Consider the following 16,836-nt stretch of genomic DNA (forward strand, 5'->3'; position numbering starts at 1 on the left):
ACGAAATAGAAAGAGGACAAGTTTTAGCTAAGCCTGGAACAATTAAGCCTCATACAAAATTCAAAGCAGAAATATACGTACTTAAGAAAGAAGAAGGAGGAAGACATACTCCATTCTTCGATGGATATAGACCACAATTTTATTTCAGAACAACAGATGTTACAGGAGCAATCAAGTTAGCAGAAGGAACAGAAATGATTATGCCAGGAGATAACACTTCAGTAACAGTTGAATTAATAGCACCAATAGCAATGGAAGAAGGACTAAGATTTGCTATACGTGAAGGTGGAAGAACAGTAGCATCTGGAGTAGTTGCATCTATAATAGAATAGTATAAAAAGAGAAGGATAATCTTCCTTCTCTTTTTTTTATTTCCGTTATGAATTTTAAAAAGTTTTGTGTATACAAATTTATAAAAAAAATTCAAAAAAAACCTTGAAAAATATATCTGTATGATATAAAATGTAGTAGTGTGTTTGAGAGATGCGATGAAGTAAAAGGTTGCTGCCCACCAGGTAATTTTTACAGAGTATGTCTGTATCTTAGAATCGGGCGACGTGATCCTACACTGTCTTTATTAATAATAGCAACACACCCGGGACAGTGTATCGGTGTCAAGTCGTACGTATAAATTTAACGTGCGATAAAGGAGGGAAATTTAAAATGGCTAAAAATGAAAAAATAAGAATTAGATTAAAATCATATGATCACAAGATATTAGATTTATCATCAGAAAAAATAGTTGAAACTGCAAAGAAAACTGGAGCTAAAGTTTCTGGACCAGTTCCACTACCAACTGAAAAGCAAGTTGTGACTATATTAAGAGCAGTTCATAAGTACAAAGATTCTAGAGAACAATTTGAAATAAGAACTCATAAAAGACTTATAGACATAACTAGCCCAACACCAAAAACTGTTGATTCTTTAATGAGATTAGATTTACCAGCAGGTGTTGATATCGAAATTAAATTATAATTAAGTTAGATGCTAAGATATGGATATAGATATACCTTATCTTAGAATGATTACAATAATGTAATCCGCTGTAAGATTATAGGAGGTGTAAAAAATGAAAGGAATTTTAGGAAGAAAAATTGGGATGACTCAAATTTTCACAGAGGAAGGAAACATTGTTCCAGTTACTGTGGTTGAAGCAGGACCTGTAGTAGTTACTCAAGTTAAAAACTTAGAAAATGATGGCTACAATGCTGTTCAAATAGGCTTTCAAGATGCTAAAGAGAAAGCTTTAAATAAGCCTCAAAAAGGACAATTTGAAAAAGCAGGAGTATCATTAAAGAAATATTTAAGAGAATTTAGAGTTGATAATGTAAGTGAATATACAGTTGGTCAAGAAATAAAAGCTGATATATTTACAGTAGGAGAAAAAGTTGATGTAACAGGAATCAGTAAAGGTAAGGGATTCCAAGGACCTATAAAAAGACATGGTCAAAGTAGAGGACCAGAAACTCATGGTTCTAGATATCACAGAAGACCAGGCTCAATGGGGGCGTGTGCTACACCAGGTAGAGTGTTTAAGGGCAAAAAGTTAGCTGGACACATGGGTGTAGATAAAGTAACTGTTCAAAATTTAGAAGTAGTAAGAGTTGATGCAGAGAAAAACTTAGTATTAGTTAAAGGTGCTATACCAGGAGCAAAAGGTTCATTAGTTACTATAAAAAAATCAGTAAAAGTGAGTAAGTAATTTAACCTTGAAGAAAGGAGGATGTAAAATGCCAAAAATAGATGTATTAAACATTAACGGTGAAAAGGTTGATGAGATAGTATTATCTGATAATATATTTGATGTAGAAGTTAATGAGCACGTTTTATATGAAGTTGTAAAAAATCAATTAGCGAATAAAAGACAAGGAACTCAATCTGCTAAAACTAGATCAGAAGTAAGAGGTGGAGGAAGAAAGCCTTGGAGACAAAAGGGAACAGGTAGAGCAAGACATGGTAGTATAAGATCTCCTCAATGGATAGGAGGCGGAACTGTATTTGCTCCAAAACCAAGAAGCTATAGATATACTTTACCTAAAAAAGTAAGAAGACTTGCTATGAAGTGTGCTTTATCTTCTAAAGTTCAAAATGGAGAATTAATAGTTTTAGATTCATTAAACATGGATGCTCCAAAAACTAAAGAATTTGCTAATATATTAGCAAACTTGAAAGTTAATAAAAAAGCTTTAGTAGTTTTAGGAGATAACAATAAGAATGTAATAAAGTCAGCTAGAAATATCCAAGGAGTTCAAACAGCTCTTGTTAATACTATAAACGTATACGATATATTAAAACATGACGCATTTATAATAACTAAAGATGCTGTTCAAAAAGTGGAGGAGGTGTACGCATAATGACTAATCCACACGATATAATTATAAAACCTGTTATAAGTGAACAAAGTATGGCTGATATGGCTGAAAAAAAATATACTTTTGTTGTTGATAAAAAAGCCAACAAAACAGAAATAAAAAAAGCTGTTGAAGCTGTATTTGGTGTTACAGTGGATAAAGTAAATACTTTAAATTATAGCGGAAAAGAAAAGAGAATGGGAAGAAACGTAGGAAGAACTGCTAGCTTTAAAAAAGCAGTTGTTAAATTAACTTCTGATAGCAAAGGAATAGAATTCTTTGAAGGAGTATAATAAGGAAATAGGCAAAAAAGGAGGGAAATAAGATGGCTATTAAAAAGTTTAAACCAACTTCTCCTGGTTTAAGACAAATGACGGTTTTAGTTTCTGATGAAATAACTAAAAAAGAACCGGAAAAATCATTACTTGTTTCTTTAAAGAAACATTCAGGAAGAAACGCTCAAGGTAAGATTACTGTTCGTCATAAAGGTGGCGGAGCAAAGAAGAAATATAGAATTATAGATTTTAAAAGAAATAAAGATGGTATTCCAGCAAAAGTAACTGCTATAGAGTACGATCCAAATAGATCAGCTAATATTGCATTACTTGCTTATGCTGATGGAGAAAAAAGATATATATTAGCACCAAACGGACTAAAGGTTGGAGAATCTGTAATGTCTGGAGAAAATGCAGAAATTAAAGTAGGCAATGCTTTAAGATTAAAAGATATTCCAGTTGGTACTTTAGTACACAATATCGAATTAAAAGCTGGAAAAGGTGGTCAAATGGTAAGATCAGCAGGAGCATCAGCTCAATTAATGGCTAAAGAAGGAAAACATGCTCTTTTAAGATTGCCATCTGGAGAAATGAGACTTGTTAATATTAATTGCAGAGCAACAATAGGACAAGTTGGAAACCTAGAGCATTTCAATGTTACTATAGGTAAAGCTGGTAGAAAGAGACATATGGGTATTAGACCAACAGTAAGAGGATCTGTTATGAACCCTTGCGATCACCCTCACGGTGGTGGAGAAGGTAGAGCTCCAATAGGTAGACCTTCACCAGTTACTCCTTGGGGTAAACCAGCACTTGGATATAAAACTCGTAAGAAAAATAAAGCTTCTGATAAATTAATAATATCAGGAAGAAAAAAATAATAAAGTTTCGCTAATGTGGAAAGGAGGAAAATAAATGGGAAGATCAACTAAAAAAGGGCCTTTTGTCCATGCACGTCTTTTAAAGAAAATCGAAGCTATGAATGAAGCTAATGATAAAAAAGTTATAAAAACTTGGTCAAGAGCGTCAACTATATTTCCACAAATGGTAGGACATACTATAGCAGTACATGATGGAAGAAAACATGTACCTGTTTATGTAACTGAAGATATGGTTGGACATAAATTAGGAGAATTTGTTCCTACAAGAACTTTTAAAGGACATAAAGATGACGAAAAGTCTTCTAAGAGAAAATAGTCCATTAAAAATGGAAGGAGGTAATTACCGTGGAAGCTAGGTCAATTGCAAAATTTGTACGTATATCACCAAGAAAAGCTGGTCAAGTTGCTGATCTTGTTAGAGGAAAAAATGCTAACGAAGCTTTAGCAATATTAAAATACACACCAAAAGCTGCGGCTCCAATGGTAGCTAAGGTAATAAAATCTGCTATGGCTAATGCCGAAAATAACTACAACATGGACGTAGATAAACTATATGTTGCGGAGATTTATGCTAATCAAGGACCTACAATGAAGAGATTCATGCCAAGAGCAATGGGTCGTGCTACTACTATCAGAAAAAGAACAAGCCATATAGGTGTAGTATTAAAAGAAAAGTAGACAAGGAGGGAAATAAATGGGTCAAAAGGTTAACCCACATGGCCTAAGGGTCGGGGTAATAAAGGACTGGGATTCAAGATGGTTTGCAAATAAGAAAGAATTTGGAAATCTTTTATTAGAAGATCACAATATTCGTAAATATTTAAAAAGCAAATTATATACATCTGGAATTTCTAAAATAGAAATAGAAAGAGCTGCTAATAAAGTAAAATTAAACTTAGCTGTTGCAAAACCTGGTATGGTAATAGGTAAAGGTGGAGCTGGAATAGAAGCTTTAAAAGCTGAAATTGAAAAAATGACTAAAAAGAATGTTTTAATAAACATCACTGAAGTTAAATCTCCTGAAAAAGATGCTCAATTAGTATCTGAAAATATAGCTTTAGCAATTGAAAGAAGAGTTTCTTTTAGAAGAGCTATGAAACAAGCTATTCAAAGAGCTATGAGAGCAGGAGCAAAAGGTATAAAAGTTTCTTCTTCTGGTAGACTTGGTGGAGCTGAAATGGCAAGAACAGAAGGATATAGTGAGGGAAATGTTCCTCTTCAAACTTTAAGAGCTGATATTGATTATGGTTTTGCTGAAGCAGATACAACTTACGGAAAAATAGGTATTAAAGTTTGGATTTATCATGGTGAAGTTCTTCCAACTAAAAATGGATTTGCACCAAGAGTAGAAGAAAGAAGAGATAACAGAAAAAGAGATAGAAAAGATAACAGAAAAAGAGATAATAGAAACAATAGAAGAGACAATAGATCTTCAAGACCTCAAAGAACAGAAAGAAAAGATGCTTAATTAAGTAGATATAAGGAAGGAGGAAATACTCATGTTAATGCCTAAAAGAGTAAAACGTCGTAGAGTTCATAGAGGTAGAATGACAGGCCAAGCTCATAGAGGAAATAAAGTGACTTATGGAGAGTTCGGTTTAGTTGCTTTAGAACCAGCTTGGATAACTTCTAATCAAATAGAAGCTGCCAGAATTGCGATGACAAGATATATAAAAAGAGGGGGAAAAGTTTGGATTAAAATATTCCCTCATAAACCAGTAACTAGAAAGCCAGCTGAGACTCGTATGGGTGCTGGTAAAGGTTCACCAGAATATTGGGTAGCTGTAGTAAAGCCAGGTAGAGTTATGTTTGAGCTTGCAGGTGTACCTGAAGAAAAAGCTAGAGAAGCTATGAGACTTGCTATGCACAAGCTTCCTGTTAAATGTAAATTTGTTACACGTGAGGAAACTGAAGTAAAGGGTGGTGAAGCGGATGAAAGCTAAAGAATTAAGAGATATGACAAGCCCAGAATTAAGCCAAAAATTAAATGAATTAAAAAGTCAACTATTTAGCTTGAGATTCCAATTGGCTACAGGACAACTTGAAAATACATCTAGAGTTAAGTTCGTAAAAAAAGATATAGCTAGAGTAAAGACCATCCTTAGAGAAAGAGAATTAAAAGAATCTAGAGCTTAGTAGCTTAAAAGAAGGGAGGCTTTAATTATGGAAAGAGGAAGAAGAAAAGTAAGAATAGGCCGTGTTGTAAGTGACAAAATGGAAAAAACTATAGTAGTTGCTGTAGAAGAATTTGTTCGTCATCCACTATACGGAAAAGCAGTAAAAAGAACTAAGAAATTTAAGGCTCATGATGAGCAAAATGCATGTAGAATTGGTGATAGAGTTAAAATAATGGAGACTAGGCCATTATCTAAAGATAAAAGATGGAGATTAGTTGAAATCGTAGAAAAAGCTAAATAATTCATGCAAAAGGAGGGATTATGAATGATACAACAAGAAACACGTTTAAAAGTTGCTGATAATTCAGGCGCTAAAGAACTGTTATGTATACGTGTTTTAGGCGGAAGCGGTAGAAAGTATGCAAATATCGGAGATGTAGTAGTTGCTTCTGTTAAAAGCGCAACACCTGGTGGAGTTGTTAAAAAAGGAAAAGTTGTTAAAGCAGTTATAGTTAGAAGTAAGCAAGGCCTAAGACGTAAAGATGGTAGCTATGTGATGTTTGATGAAAATGCTGCTGTTATAATAAAAGATGATAACACTCCTATGGGAACTCGTATCTTCGGGCCTGTTGCAAGAGAGTTAAGAGAGAAAGACTTTATGAAAATAGTTTCTCTTGCTCCAGAGGTATTATAATTAAGGAGGTGCAATAGACAATGATGCGCGTTAAAAAAGGTGATACTGTTGTAGTTATAGCAGGAAAAGATAAAGGGAAAAAAGGTAAAGTGCTAAAAGTTTTCCCTAAAACTCAAAGAGTTATAGTTGAAGGCGTAAACATGGCTACAAAACACCAAAAGCCAAATGCTAAAGTACAACAAGGCGGAATAATACATCAAGAGGCATCTATTCATATTTCAAATGTTATGCCGTTTGATGCTAAAGCTGGTAAAGGTGTAAGAGTAGGATTTAAAGTGTTAGAAGATGGAACAAAAGTAAGAATATCTAGAAAGACCGGAGAAGAAATATAATATCTTGAAAGGAGGTACTAAAAGTGGCTTCAAGATTAAAGGAAAAATATGCAAAAGAAGTTGCTCCAGCATTAATGGAGAAGTTTGGATATAAAAATGTTATGGAAATACCTAAACTTGAAAAAGTTGTAATTAACATGGGTATTGGTGATGCAAGAGAAAATCCAAAAGGATTAGAGGCGGCAGTTGAAGAGTTAACATTAATTAGTGGACAAAAACCTGTTGTTACTAAAGCTAAGAAATCTGTTGCTAACTTCAAACTAAGAGAAGGAATGCCAGTTGGTACTAAAGTAACATTAAGAGGAGATAAAATGTATCACTTTGTTGATAAATTAATGAATATTTCGCTTCCAAGAGTTAGAGACTTCAGAGGAGTAAATGCTAATTCATTTGATGGAAGAGGAAACTATGCAATGGGAATTAAAGAACAATTAATTTATCCAGAAATAGAGTATGATAAAGTTGATAAAGTTCGTGGTATGGATATAATATTTGTTACTACTGCGAAAACAGATGAAGAAGCTCGTGAATTACTAAAATTATTAGGAATGCCATTTTCTAAGTAAGCAAAGGAGGGATTCCAATGGCTAAAAAAGCTATGGTTGTTAAACAGCAAAGAAAACAAAAGTATAAAACAAGAGAATATACTAGATGTAATATATGTGGTAGACCACATGCTGTTTTAAGAAAATTTGGTATATGCCGTATATGCTTTAGAGAATTAGCATATAAAGGGCAGATTCCTGGAGTAAAAAAAGCAAGCTGGTAATAGATGGAAGGAGGTTAAGGCCATGACAATGACAGATCCAATAGCAGATATGTTAACACGTATAAGAAATGCAAACACAGTCAAACATGAAACTGTTGATATACCTGCTTCAAATATAAAGAAAGAAATTGCTAGAATTCTTTTAGAAGAAGGATTTATAAAAGGTTATGATGTTATAGAAGACGGCAAACAAGGAATAATAAGAATTCAATTAAAGTACGGAAGAGGAAATCAAAAGGTTATAACTGGAATCAAGAGAATCTCAAAACCTGGTATGAGAGTTTATGCTGCTAAAGATGAAATACCAAAGGTTTTAAATGGGCTTGGAATTTCAGTAATATCTACTTCAAAAGGTATATTAACAGACAAACAAGCTAGAAAAGAAGGCGTTGGCGGAGAAGTTATCTGTTACGTATGGTAATATAAAAACGCTGCAAGGAGGTGTAGATATGTCAAGAATAGGTATAAAGCCAATTAAAATACCACAAGGCGTAGAGGTTGTAATAGGAGAAGGTAATTTTGTAAGCGTTAAGGGACCAAAAGGTGAACTTAAACAAAAGTTTGTAGAAGATATAAAAATAATTAAAGAAGAAAATATAATAACAGTTGAAAGACCTACAAATAATAAAAGACATAGATCTTTACATGGATTAACAAGAACACTTATTGCAAATATGCTTGAAGGTGTTACAAAAGGATATGAAAAGAAATTAGAATTAGTTGGTGTAGGTTACAGAGCTCAAAAACAAGGTAAAAAATTAGTTATGGGCTTAGGATTTTCACATCCTATAGAAATGGAAGATCCAGAAGGAATTACAACTGAGGTTCCTAGCCAAACTGAAATAATAGTTAAAGGAATAGATAAGCAATTAGTAGGAAATTATGCTGCTAAAATAAGAGCTTGGAGAGAGCCAGAACCATATAAAGGAAAAGGAATCAGATATGCTGGTGAAGTTGTAAGACGTAAGGAAGGTAAGACTGGTAAATAATAAGTAGAAAGGAGTGAATAGGGGTGTTTAAAAAAGTAAGCAAAAACGAAACAAGACTTCAAAGACATAAAAGAGTTCGTAAGAAAATCAATGGAACTCCTGAAAGACCAAGACTTAATGTTTTTAGAAGTAACAGTAATATCTATGCTCAAATAATAGACGATGTTAATAGATGTACATTAGTTTCAGCTTCATCACTTGAGTCTGAAGTTAAAGAAAATGTAAAGCACTCAGGAAATAAAGAAGCTGCAAGACTTGTTGGTAAATTAGTAGCTCAAAAAGCTTTAGATAAAGGAATTAAAGAAGTTATATTTGATCGTGGTGGATACATCTATCATGGTAGAGTAAAGGAATTAGCAGAGGGAGCTAGAGAAGGCGGCCTTGAGTTTTAATAAGAAGGAGGGAAATAAATGCTTCGTAAACCTATAGATACAAGACAACTTGATTTAAAAGAAAAAGTTGTTCAAATAAGACGTGTTACTAAAGTTGTTAAGGGTGGTAGAAACTTCAGATTTGCAGCTTTAGTAGTTGTTGGAGATGAAAACGGATATGTAGGAATAGGTACTGGTAAAGCTATGGAAGTACCAGATGCTATAAAAAAAGCAATTGAAGATGCTAAGAAAAACTTAATTCATATACCGATGGTTGGAACTACTATTCCACATCAAGTACAAGGTCATTTTGGAGCAGGTAAAGTACTAATAATGCCAGCTAGAGAAGGTACAGGAGTTATAGCGGGAGGACCTGTTCGTGCTGTCCTTGAACTTGCTGGATTAAAAGATGTTAGAGCTAAATCTTTAGGTACTAACAATGCAAGAAATATGGTAAATGCAACTATAGAAGGACTTAAGTCTCTAAGAACTGCTGAAGAAATAGCAAAACTTAGAGGTAAAAAGGTAGAAGACCTTCTAGGATAAGGAGGGATTTAGATGGCTAATTTAAAAATAAAATTAGTAAGAAGTGTAATAGGAACTAATCCTAAACAAAGAAAAACAATTGAAGCTCTTGGACTTAAGAAAAGAGAGCAAGTTGTAGAGAAGCCTGACAATCCTCAGATAAGAGGAATGATAGAAAAAGTAAAACATTTAGTAGAAGTTGTTGACTAATATATAAGACTAGGAGAAGGAGGTGTAGTCATGAAATTACATGAGTTAAGACCTGCCGAAGGTGCTGTTAAAGAAAGAAAAAGATTAGGTAGAGGTACTGCTACTGGTCAAGGTAAAACTGCAGGACGTGGACAAAAAGGACAATGGTCTCGTTCAGGTGGTGGAGTAAGACCAGGATTTGAAGGTGGACAGATGCCTTTATATAGAAGACTTCCAAAAAGAGGTTTTACAAATCCATTTAAAAAAGTTTATTCAATAGTAAACATTGAAAAATTAAATGTATTTGAAGACGGTGCTGAAGTTACTCCAGAAATTCTTAAAGAAATGAGAATTATAAGCAAAATAGAAAAAGATGGAGTTAAGATATTAGGTGAAGGTAACTTAGAGAAAAAATTAACTATAAAAGCTCATAAGTTTACTAAATCAGCTACTGAAAAAATAGAAGCGGCTGGAGGAAAGGTAGAGGTGATCTAGGTGCTATCTACCTTAAGAAATGCTTGGAAAATTCCTGATTTAAAAAAAAGAATTCTATATACTTTAATGATGATTATAGTATTTAGAATAGGTTCTTCAATACCTGTACCTGGAGTAGATATAAATTATATAAAGAAGGTAGTTGACCAAGCGGGTCTTCTTTCCTTCTATGATTTAGTTGCAGGAGGAGCTTTTAGGAAATTCACTATATTTGCTTTAAGCATAACTCCATATATTACTGCATCAATTATAATGCAGTTATTAACAATAGCAATTCCAAGTCTTGAAGAGTTAACTAAATCAGGGGAAGAAGGAAGGAAGAAGATGGTTCAATATACTAGATATGGAACCATTATTTTGGCGTTAATACAAGCTACAGGTATAAGTGTAGGATTATTTAGAGGAGCATTAATTTCTAAAGATATCTTCTCTATAAGTGTACTTGTACTAACACTAACTGCAGGTACTTCATTTTTAATGTGGTTAGGAGAACAAATAACTGAAAAAGGAATAGGAAATGGAATATCTCTTATAATATTTGTTGGTATCGTATCGAGAGTTCCAGGTTCTTTTATACAGACTTATAAATTGTTTAAGGAAAATCAAATAAATTCTATACAACTAATTATATTTGCAATTGTGGCTACAGCTATAATTGTTGCAGTAATAGCTATACAACAGGGAACAAGAAAAATACCTGTTCAGTATGCTAAAAGAGTAGTCGGAAGAAAAATGTATGGTGGGCAAAGTACTCATATACCAATGAAGGTAAACCAAGCAGGTGTTATTCCTGTTATATTTGCAGTTTCTCTTTTAGCATTTCCTCAAACATTATCATTATTTTTCAAAGGTGATTTTCAAGCCTTTGTAACTAAATGGTTATCACCAAATGGAAGTCCAGGAGTTTGGATATATATAGCACTTGATGCTTTGTTGATAATATTCTTTACTTATTTTTATACAGCAGTTACTTTTAATGTAACTGATATTTCTAATAATATGAAGAATTATGGAGGTTTTATACCAGGAATAAGGCCTGGAAAACCTACAGAAGAATATTTAAATAATGTTCTTATAAGACTTACATTAGCTGGAGCTACATTCTTAGCCGTTATTGCAGTTCTTCCAACTTTGATACTTCAGCTTGGAAATATGCCATTTAGGTTTGGTGGAACGTCTCTACTAATAGTAGTAGGAGTAGCACTGGAGACAATGAAGCAAATAGAAGCTCAAATGTTGATGAGACATTATCAAGGCTTCTTAAAATAGGATTAGGGGAATATCCCCCCTAGCCTAAATTTAATACCCGGAGATGATTAATATGAAACTTATATTACTTGGGCCTCCAGGGGCTGGAAAAGGAACTCAAGCTTCAGGAATTGTTGAGAAATGCAAAATACCTCATATATCAACTGGAGATATATTTAGAAAAAATATAAAAGAGGGTACACCTCTTGGTGTAAAAGCTAAAGAATATATGGATAAAGGGCTTTTAGTTCCTGATGAATTGGTTGTTGAGATAGTAAAAGATAGACTTTTAGAAGAAGATTGCAAACAAGGATTTTTATTAGATGGTTTTCCAAGAACTGTAGTTCAAGCTGAGGCATTAGATGAAGTTTTATCTGAAGCTAACATGAAGCTTGATAAAGTTATAAATATAGAAGTGGATAAAAGTGCTTTAGTAGATAGAGCTGTTGGAAGAAGGATTTGCAAAGAATGTGGAGCTACATTCCATATAGAATATAATCCTCCTAAAGTTGAAGGCAAATGTGATGTTTGTGGGGGAGAATTATATCAAAGAGCAGATGATAATGAAGAAACAGTATCTAAAAGAATACAAATTTATTTAGATCAAACTAAACCTTTAATAGATTATTATTCAAAGAAAAAAATGATTTCAATCATTAATGGTGAGCAATCTATTGATAAAGTATTTGAAGATATACTTTCTGCATTAGGATGTGAAAATTAATGATTACAATAAAATCTGCTAAAGAAATAGATCTTATGAGAGAAGCAGGAAAAATTGTAGCTAAAGCTCATGAGACTGTAAGTAAATCTATAAGGCCAGGAGTAACTACAAAAGAATTAGATAAAATAGCAGAAGAAGTTATAAGAGAATGTAATGCAGAGCCTTCTTTTAAAGGATATCATGGATATACAGGGTCAATATGTTCATCTATAAATGAAGAAGTAGTACATGGAATTCCTTCATCTTCAAGAGTGTTAAAAGAAGGAGACATAATAAGTATAGATATAGGAGCTTTTTATAAAGGATATCATGGAGATGCTGCTAAAACTTATGGTGTAGGAATGATATCTAATGAAGATAAAAAGCTTATAGAAGTAACTAAACAAAGTTTTTATGAAGGAATAAAATTTGCAAAATTAGGATATAGACTTTCAGATATATCTCATGCAGTTCAAGCTTTCGTAGAGAAAAATGGCTTTTCTATAGTTAGAGACTTTGTAGGACACGGAATCGGTTCGAAACTTCATGAAGATCCTCAAATTCCCAATTATGGACCTCCAGGTAAAGGACCTAGGCTTCAAGAGGGGATGGTATTAGCCATAGAACCTATGGTTAATGCAGGCTCGTATCATGTGAAAATATTAAGTGATGGATGGACCTCTGTAACGATAGATGGTAAGAAATCTGCTCATTACGAGCATACCATAGCTATAACTGGAGATGAGCCTTTGATTTTGACAAAGCTTTAATCCAGCTAAAAGAGGTGAATTTAGTGCTATTAAATGATTTAAGTGTTGGGCAAGTTGTAATGTCTAAATCAGGTAGAGATAAAGGAAGATTATTTTTTGTATTAAAAATAGTAAATGATGAGTATGTACTAATATCTGATGGAGATACTAGAAAACTTGACAAACCAAAGTTAAAAAAAGTAAAACACTTAATCAAATATAAGCTTATATCAAAGGATGTTAAAAATAAAATTCTTAGCAGTGAGGATTTTAATGATGCTTTTTTAAGATGTGAGCTGAAGAGACTAAGACCTATGCTTTAGTCTATGCGATTGGAGGTTTGGTTAATTAATGGCCAAAAAAGATGTTATTGAATTAGAAGGTACTATTGTAGAAGCTTTACCTAATGCAATGTTTAAAGTAAAACTTGAAAATGGACATGAAATATTGTGTCATATATCAGGTAAGCTTAGAATGAATTTTATAAGAATACTTGAAGGTGATAAAGTAACTGTTGAGTTATCACCATATGACTTAACAAGAGGACGAATTACTTGGAGAAAGAAGTAGGCTGGTAATTTAGTCTAAGGAGGGATAAGTGTGAAAGTTAGACCATCTGTAAAACCAATGTGTGAAAAATGTAAAGTAATCAGAAGAAAAGGAAAAGTAATGGTTATTTGTGAAAATCCAAAACATAAACAAAAACAGGGTTAATATAGGGCTAGCAATTTAACATTATATATATTATAATATTTAATTGTGATAATTAAGAGAGCTTTACGATCTTAAGATAAACTAGGCCTTCGGATTTTATTAGAAGTTTTTAAACTTAAAAAAGATATAGGAACTTAAGTTATAGGAGGTGCAACGATATGGCGAGAATTGCCGGAGTAGACTTACCAAGAGACAAAAGATCAGAAATCGGCTTAACGTATATATTTGGTATAGGAAGAACTACTTCAAACGAAATATTAAAAAAAGCTGGTATAAATGCTGACACAAGAGTAAAAGATTTAACTGAAGAAGAAGTAAATACATTAAGAAAAATAATAGACTCTTACTTAGTTGAAGGGGATTTAAGAAGAGAAATAGCATTAAATATAAAAAGACTTAGAGATATAAGATGCTATAGAGGAATTCGTCACATGAAAGGACTTCCAGTAAGAGGTCAAAAGACTAAAACAAATGCAAGAACTAGAAAAGGACCAAGAAAAACTGTATCTCGTAAGAAGAAAAAATAAAGTTAGGTAAGGAGGGAAGGAAAGATGGCTAAACCTAAAAAGAAAGCTACACGTGTTAGAAGAAGAGAGCGTAAAAACATAGAACGTGGTCATGCTCATATACAATCAACTTTTAATAATACAATAATTACAATTACTGATGTTCATGGAAATGCAATTTCTTGGGCAAGTTCAGGACAATTAGGATTTAAAGGTTCAAGAAAATCTACTCCATTTGCTTCTCAAATGGCTGCAGAAACTGCTGCTAAAGCTGCTATGGAACATGGATTAAAAACAGTAGAAGTATTTGTGAAAGGACCAGGATCAGGACGTGAAGCAGCTATAAGATCTTTACAAGCTGCTGGACTTGAAGTTACTATGATTAAGGATGTTACTCCTATCCCACATAATGGTTGTAGACCACCAAAGAGAAGAAGAGTGTAATAAGTATAGTAGGAGGTGTAATATATGGCAAGATATACAGGTGCAGTATGTAGACTATGCCGTAGAGAAGGAATGAAGTTATTCCTTAAAGGTGATAGATGTTATACAGATAAATGTGCTATAGCTAAAAGAAACTATGCTCCAGGACAACATGGGCAAGGAAGAAAAAAAGTTTCTAACTATGGATTACAATTAAGAGAAAAACAAAAAGTTAAGAGAATATATGGAGTTTTAGAAACTCAATTTAGAAACCTTTATGAGCGTGCTGAAAAAATGCATGGAATAACAGGGGACAATTTACTTAGCTTACTTGAAAGAAGATTAGATAATGTTGTTTATAGAATGGGATTAGCTTCTTCAAGAAAAGAGGCTAGACAATTAGTAAGACATGGACATTTTACATTAAATGGACACAAAGCTAATGTACCATCTATAACAGTAGAAGTAGGAGATATTATAGAAGTAAAAGAAAAATCAAGAACTTCTGCTAAATTTAAAGGGCTTGTTGAAAACTACACAAGAACTGCTCCAAGATGGATGGATGTAAACATTGATAAAATGGAAGCGAAAATAACTGCTTTACCAACAAGAGAAGATATAGATTTAGAAATTGCAGAGCACTTAATAGTAGAGCTTTATTCTAAGTAATAAATTAAGCTGTATCATAGAACTATTTGCCCTCAGTGCATTAATAAAAATTAAGGAGGGTTTTGTTAATGATTGAAATAGAGAAGCCTAAAATAGAAATTGTCGAAATTGGTGAAGACAATAGATATGGTAAGTTTGTTGTAGAGCCTCTAGAGAGGGGATACGGAATTACTGTAGGAAATGCTTTAAGAAGAATACTACTTTCTTCTCTTCCGGGAGTAGCTGTTACATCTATAAAAATAGATGGAATTTTACATGAATTCTCTACAATTCCAGGAGTAAAAGAGGACGTAACAGAGATAATTCTTTCTTTAAAAGAGTTATCAGCTCAAATACAGGGAGAAGGTAGTAGAACTTTAAAAATAGAAGCTCAAGGTGAAGGTGTAGTAAAGGGAGAGGATATAATATGTCCTCCAGACGTAGAAATACTAAGCAAAGATCTACACATAGCAACTTTAGATAAAGATGCTAAACTAAATATGGAGATAAATATAGATAGGGGAAGAGGTTATGTTCCAGCTGAGAACAATAAAACTGAAAATATGCCTATAGGCATAATACCTGTAGACTCTATATATACTCCTGTTGAAAAAGTTAGTTATAAAGTTGAAAATACAAGAGTAGGTCAAATAACAGATTATGATAAGCTAATACTTGAGGTTTGGACAAATGGAAGCATAAATCCTCAAGAAGGTATATCTCTGGGAGCAAAAATACTAGTTGAACACTTAAACCTATTTATCAACCTTACAGAGCATGTTGGAAATGTTGAAATAATGGTTGAAAAAGAAGAAGATAAGAAAGAAAAAGTTTTAGAGATGACTATAGAAGAACTTGATCTTTCTGTTAGATCTTATAATTGCTTAAAGAGAGCGGGCATAAATACTGTAGAAGAATTAAGCAATAAAACAGAAGAAGATATGATGAAAGTTAGAAACTTAGGAAAAAAATCCTTAGAAGAAGTTATTCAAAAGCTAGAAGAGTTAGGGCTAGGACTTAAACCGAGCGAAGACTAGGAAAAGGAGGGATAGACATGGCTAAGTACCGTAAGCTAGGTCGTGTAACTGCTCACAGAAACATGATGCTTAGAAATTTAGTTACAGATTTATTAAAGAATAAAAGAATAGAAACTACTGTAACAAGAGCTAAAGAAACGCGTAGAATGGCTGAGAAAATGATAACTTTAGCAAAAAGAGGAGATCTTCATGCTAGACGTCAAGTATCGGCTTATGTTTTAGATCAAACAGTAATCAAAAGTTTATTTGATGAAATAGCTCCTAAATACCAAGAAAGAAACGGTGGATACACAAGAATAATAAAACTTGGTGTTAGAAAAGGCGATGGAGCTGAAACAGCAATAATAGAATTAGTATAGAAGAAGATGGAATTAGGCTAAAAGCTTAATTCCTATTTTTTTATAATGAATAGGAAATTATAATTCTTTTGAATTTGTAGATAAGTATAATTTTCGTCATGAATTTTAAGCAACGGAATTCGTTAGAATTCGTTGGCGCCATGAAATTTCAAAAAAGTCTACATTTAAAATCTTTAGAATAAAGACTTTTTTATAAAAATACTTTTAATCCTTTTAAAAAACTCTCTATTTCTATATAATATAATTTAGATTGTATTTAACTAAAGAGAGGTATAATTATGAGTGATATAATAAAAATTGAAAATGTTTCTTTTGAGTATATTCAAGAGGGATTACAATCAAAAGCTTTGGATGATATCAATTTAAATATTAAAAAAGGTGAATTTGTAGTGGTTATAGGACATAATGGATCTGGCAAATCTACTTTATCTAAACATTTAAATGCTATACTTAAACCAACA

The 16,836-nt window shown here is 32.8% G+C and carries 34 protein-coding genes; all 34 read left to right on the plus strand.

Annotation, left to right across the window (positions count from 1 at the left end):
* Nucleotides 1-332: EF-Tu C-terminal domain-related protein (locus tag BUA77_RS09575; protein ID WP_072889592.1), on the plus strand; the 332-nt coding region annotated here is incomplete at its 5' end.
* A gap of 331 nt (nucleotides 333-663) precedes the next feature.
* The gene (rpsJ, locus tag BUA77_RS09580; protein WP_072889595.1) at nucleotides 664-975 is read left to right on the plus strand and encodes a 30S ribosomal protein S10; all 312 of its coding nucleotides are present in this window, start codon (nucleotides 664-666) and stop codon (nucleotides 973-975) included.
* 94 nt (nucleotides 976-1,069) lie between these two features.
* Complete coding sequence (rplC, locus tag BUA77_RS09585) at nucleotides 1,070-1,702, plus strand: 50S ribosomal protein L3 (RefSeq protein ID WP_072889598.1); 633 nt, start codon at nucleotides 1,070-1,072, stop codon at nucleotides 1,700-1,702.
* Between the two features lie 28 nt (nucleotides 1,703-1,730).
* Entirely contained in the window at nucleotides 1,731-2,354 is a 624-nt protein-coding gene (rplD, locus tag BUA77_RS09590; RefSeq protein ID WP_072889600.1) for a 50S ribosomal protein L4, read from the plus strand.
* Complete coding sequence (gene rplW / locus BUA77_RS09595) at nucleotides 2,354-2,644, plus strand: 50S ribosomal protein L23 (RefSeq protein WP_072889602.1); 291 nt, start codon at nucleotides 2,354-2,356, stop codon at nucleotides 2,642-2,644. The genes rplD and rplW overlap by 1 nt, the downstream gene beginning before the upstream one ends.
* A 32-nt stretch (nucleotides 2,645-2,676) precedes the next feature.
* Complete coding sequence (gene rplB / locus BUA77_RS09600) at nucleotides 2,677-3,507, plus strand: 50S ribosomal protein L2 (protein WP_072889604.1); 831 nt, start codon at nucleotides 2,677-2,679, stop codon at nucleotides 3,505-3,507.
* Between the two features lie 34 nt (nucleotides 3,508-3,541).
* Nucleotides 3,542-3,823: a 30S ribosomal protein S19 gene (rpsS, locus tag BUA77_RS09605; RefSeq protein ID WP_072889606.1), complete on the plus strand. Its 282-nt coding sequence runs from the start codon at nucleotides 3,542-3,544 to the stop codon at nucleotides 3,821-3,823.
* A gap of 29 nt (nucleotides 3,824-3,852) precedes the next feature.
* Complete coding sequence (rplV, locus tag BUA77_RS09610) at nucleotides 3,853-4,185, plus strand: 50S ribosomal protein L22 (protein ID WP_072889608.1); 333 nt, start codon at nucleotides 3,853-3,855, stop codon at nucleotides 4,183-4,185.
* Between the two features lie 16 nt (nucleotides 4,186-4,201).
* Nucleotides 4,202-4,975, plus strand: a complete 774-nt coding sequence (gene rpsC / locus BUA77_RS09615) for a 30S ribosomal protein S3 (RefSeq protein WP_072889610.1) — start codon at nucleotides 4,202-4,204, stop codon at nucleotides 4,973-4,975.
* Nucleotides 4,976-5,006: 31 nt separating this feature from the next.
* A complete protein-coding gene (gene rplP / locus BUA77_RS09620; RefSeq protein WP_072889612.1) occupies nucleotides 5,007-5,450 on the plus strand; it encodes a 50S ribosomal protein L16 in 444 nt (147 codons plus the stop codon).
* Nucleotides 5,440-5,643, plus strand: coding sequence for a 50S ribosomal protein L29 (rpmC, locus tag BUA77_RS09625; RefSeq protein WP_072889614.1), 204 nt, complete (start codon nucleotides 5,440-5,442; stop codon nucleotides 5,641-5,643). Before rplP ends, rpmC begins: the two co-directional genes overlap by 11 nt.
* 27 nt (nucleotides 5,644-5,670) lie before the next feature.
* Nucleotides 5,671-5,925 carry a 30S ribosomal protein S17 gene (gene rpsQ, locus BUA77_RS09630; RefSeq protein ID WP_072889616.1) on the plus strand — a complete coding sequence of 85 codons (255 nt, stop codon included), beginning with the start codon at nucleotides 5,671-5,673 and terminating at the stop codon, nucleotides 5,923-5,925.
* A 24-nt stretch (nucleotides 5,926-5,949) separates the two neighbouring features.
* Nucleotides 5,950-6,318 (plus strand): 50S ribosomal protein L14, encoded by a 369-nt coding sequence (rplN, locus tag BUA77_RS09635; RefSeq protein WP_072889618.1) that lies wholly within the window; start codon nucleotides 5,950-5,952, stop codon nucleotides 6,316-6,318.
* A gap of 23 nt (nucleotides 6,319-6,341) precedes the next feature.
* Nucleotides 6,342-6,650: a 50S ribosomal protein L24 gene (gene rplX, locus BUA77_RS09640; protein WP_072889656.1), complete on the plus strand. Its 309-nt coding sequence runs from the start codon at nucleotides 6,342-6,344 to the stop codon at nucleotides 6,648-6,650.
* A gap of 23 nt (nucleotides 6,651-6,673) precedes the next feature.
* Nucleotides 6,674-7,216, plus strand: coding sequence for a 50S ribosomal protein L5 (gene rplE, locus BUA77_RS09645; protein WP_072889620.1), 543 nt, complete (start codon nucleotides 6,674-6,676; stop codon nucleotides 7,214-7,216).
* A 17-nt stretch (nucleotides 7,217-7,233) separates the two neighbouring features.
* Entirely contained in the window at nucleotides 7,234-7,419 is a 186-nt protein-coding gene (locus tag BUA77_RS09650; protein ID WP_072889622.1) for a type Z 30S ribosomal protein S14, read from the plus strand.
* Nucleotides 7,420-7,441: 22 nt separating this feature from the next.
* A complete protein-coding gene (gene rpsH, locus BUA77_RS09655; RefSeq protein WP_072889624.1) occupies nucleotides 7,442-7,840 on the plus strand; it encodes a 30S ribosomal protein S8 in 399 nt (132 codons plus the stop codon).
* A 28-nt stretch (nucleotides 7,841-7,868) separates the two neighbouring features.
* Nucleotides 7,869-8,408, plus strand: coding sequence for a 50S ribosomal protein L6 (rplF, locus tag BUA77_RS09660; RefSeq protein ID WP_072889626.1), 540 nt, complete (start codon nucleotides 7,869-7,871; stop codon nucleotides 8,406-8,408).
* A 23-nt stretch (nucleotides 8,409-8,431) separates the two neighbouring features.
* The gene (gene rplR / locus BUA77_RS09665; RefSeq protein ID WP_072889628.1) at nucleotides 8,432-8,800 is read left to right on the plus strand and encodes a 50S ribosomal protein L18; all 369 of its coding nucleotides are present in this window, start codon (nucleotides 8,432-8,434) and stop codon (nucleotides 8,798-8,800) included.
* 18 nt (nucleotides 8,801-8,818) lie between these two features.
* Complete coding sequence (gene rpsE, locus BUA77_RS09670) at nucleotides 8,819-9,325, plus strand: 30S ribosomal protein S5 (protein ID WP_072889630.1); 507 nt, start codon at nucleotides 8,819-8,821, stop codon at nucleotides 9,323-9,325.
* A 12-nt stretch (nucleotides 9,326-9,337) separates the two neighbouring features.
* Complete coding sequence (gene rpmD, locus BUA77_RS09675) at nucleotides 9,338-9,514, plus strand: 50S ribosomal protein L30 (protein WP_072889632.1); 177 nt, start codon at nucleotides 9,338-9,340, stop codon at nucleotides 9,512-9,514.
* A 30-nt stretch (nucleotides 9,515-9,544) separates the two neighbouring features.
* Nucleotides 9,545-9,988 carry a 50S ribosomal protein L15 gene (rplO, locus tag BUA77_RS09680; RefSeq protein ID WP_072889634.1) on the plus strand — a complete coding sequence of 148 codons (444 nt, stop codon included), beginning with the start codon at nucleotides 9,545-9,547 and terminating at the stop codon, nucleotides 9,986-9,988.
* On the plus strand, nucleotides 9,989-11,257 hold the full coding sequence (gene secY, locus BUA77_RS09685; protein ID WP_072889636.1) for a preprotein translocase subunit SecY: 1,269 nt from the start codon (nucleotides 9,989-9,991) through the stop codon (nucleotides 11,255-11,257).
* A gap of 52 nt (nucleotides 11,258-11,309) precedes the next feature.
* Nucleotides 11,310-11,960, plus strand: a complete 651-nt coding sequence (locus BUA77_RS09690; protein WP_072889638.1) for an adenylate kinase — start codon at nucleotides 11,310-11,312, stop codon at nucleotides 11,958-11,960.
* Nucleotides 11,960-12,709: a type I methionyl aminopeptidase gene (gene map / locus BUA77_RS09695; RefSeq protein ID WP_072889640.1), complete on the plus strand. Its 750-nt coding sequence runs from the start codon at nucleotides 11,960-11,962 to the stop codon at nucleotides 12,707-12,709. The genes BUA77_RS09690 and map overlap by 1 nt, the downstream gene beginning before the upstream one ends.
* A gap of 23 nt (nucleotides 12,710-12,732) precedes the next feature.
* Entirely contained in the window at nucleotides 12,733-13,011 is a 279-nt protein-coding gene (locus tag BUA77_RS09700) for a KOW domain-containing RNA-binding protein (RefSeq protein ID WP_072889642.1), read from the plus strand.
* A 28-nt stretch (nucleotides 13,012-13,039) separates the two neighbouring features.
* Complete coding sequence (infA, locus tag BUA77_RS09705) at nucleotides 13,040-13,258, plus strand: translation initiation factor IF-1 (RefSeq protein ID WP_072889644.1); 219 nt, start codon at nucleotides 13,040-13,042, stop codon at nucleotides 13,256-13,258.
* A gap of 30 nt (nucleotides 13,259-13,288) precedes the next feature.
* Nucleotides 13,289-13,402: a 50S ribosomal protein L36 gene (gene rpmJ, locus BUA77_RS09710; RefSeq protein WP_003720928.1), complete on the plus strand. Its 114-nt coding sequence runs from the start codon at nucleotides 13,289-13,291 to the stop codon at nucleotides 13,400-13,402.
* 158 nt (nucleotides 13,403-13,560) lie between these two features.
* Nucleotides 13,561-13,929: a 30S ribosomal protein S13 gene (gene rpsM / locus BUA77_RS09715; protein ID WP_072889646.1), complete on the plus strand. Its 369-nt coding sequence runs from the start codon at nucleotides 13,561-13,563 to the stop codon at nucleotides 13,927-13,929.
* Between the two features lie 24 nt (nucleotides 13,930-13,953).
* Nucleotides 13,954-14,352 carry a 30S ribosomal protein S11 gene (gene rpsK, locus BUA77_RS09720; protein WP_072889648.1) on the plus strand — a complete coding sequence of 133 codons (399 nt, stop codon included), beginning with the start codon at nucleotides 13,954-13,956 and terminating at the stop codon, nucleotides 14,350-14,352.
* Nucleotides 14,353-14,376: 24 nt separating this feature from the next.
* Nucleotides 14,377-15,000: a 30S ribosomal protein S4 gene (gene rpsD / locus BUA77_RS09725; RefSeq protein WP_072889650.1), complete on the plus strand. Its 624-nt coding sequence runs from the start codon at nucleotides 14,377-14,379 to the stop codon at nucleotides 14,998-15,000.
* Nucleotides 15,001-15,068: 68 nt separating this feature from the next.
* Nucleotides 15,069-16,016: a DNA-directed RNA polymerase subunit alpha gene (locus BUA77_RS09730; protein ID WP_072889652.1), complete on the plus strand. Its 948-nt coding sequence runs from the start codon at nucleotides 15,069-15,071 to the stop codon at nucleotides 16,014-16,016.
* A gap of 17 nt (nucleotides 16,017-16,033) precedes the next feature.
* A complete protein-coding gene (gene rplQ / locus BUA77_RS09735; RefSeq protein ID WP_072889654.1) occupies nucleotides 16,034-16,375 on the plus strand; it encodes a 50S ribosomal protein L17 in 342 nt (113 codons plus the stop codon).
* A gap of 278 nt (nucleotides 16,376-16,653) precedes the next feature.
* On the plus strand, nucleotides 16,654-16,836 hold a 183-nt coding region (locus BUA77_RS09740; RefSeq protein WP_143151342.1), incomplete at its 3' end, for an ATP-binding cassette domain-containing protein.

Origin of the sequence: Tepidibacter formicigenes DSM 15518, from assembly GCF_900142235.1 — a bacterium.
GTDB lineage: Bacteria > Bacillota > Clostridia > Peptostreptococcales > Peptostreptococcaceae > Tepidibacter > Tepidibacter formicigenes.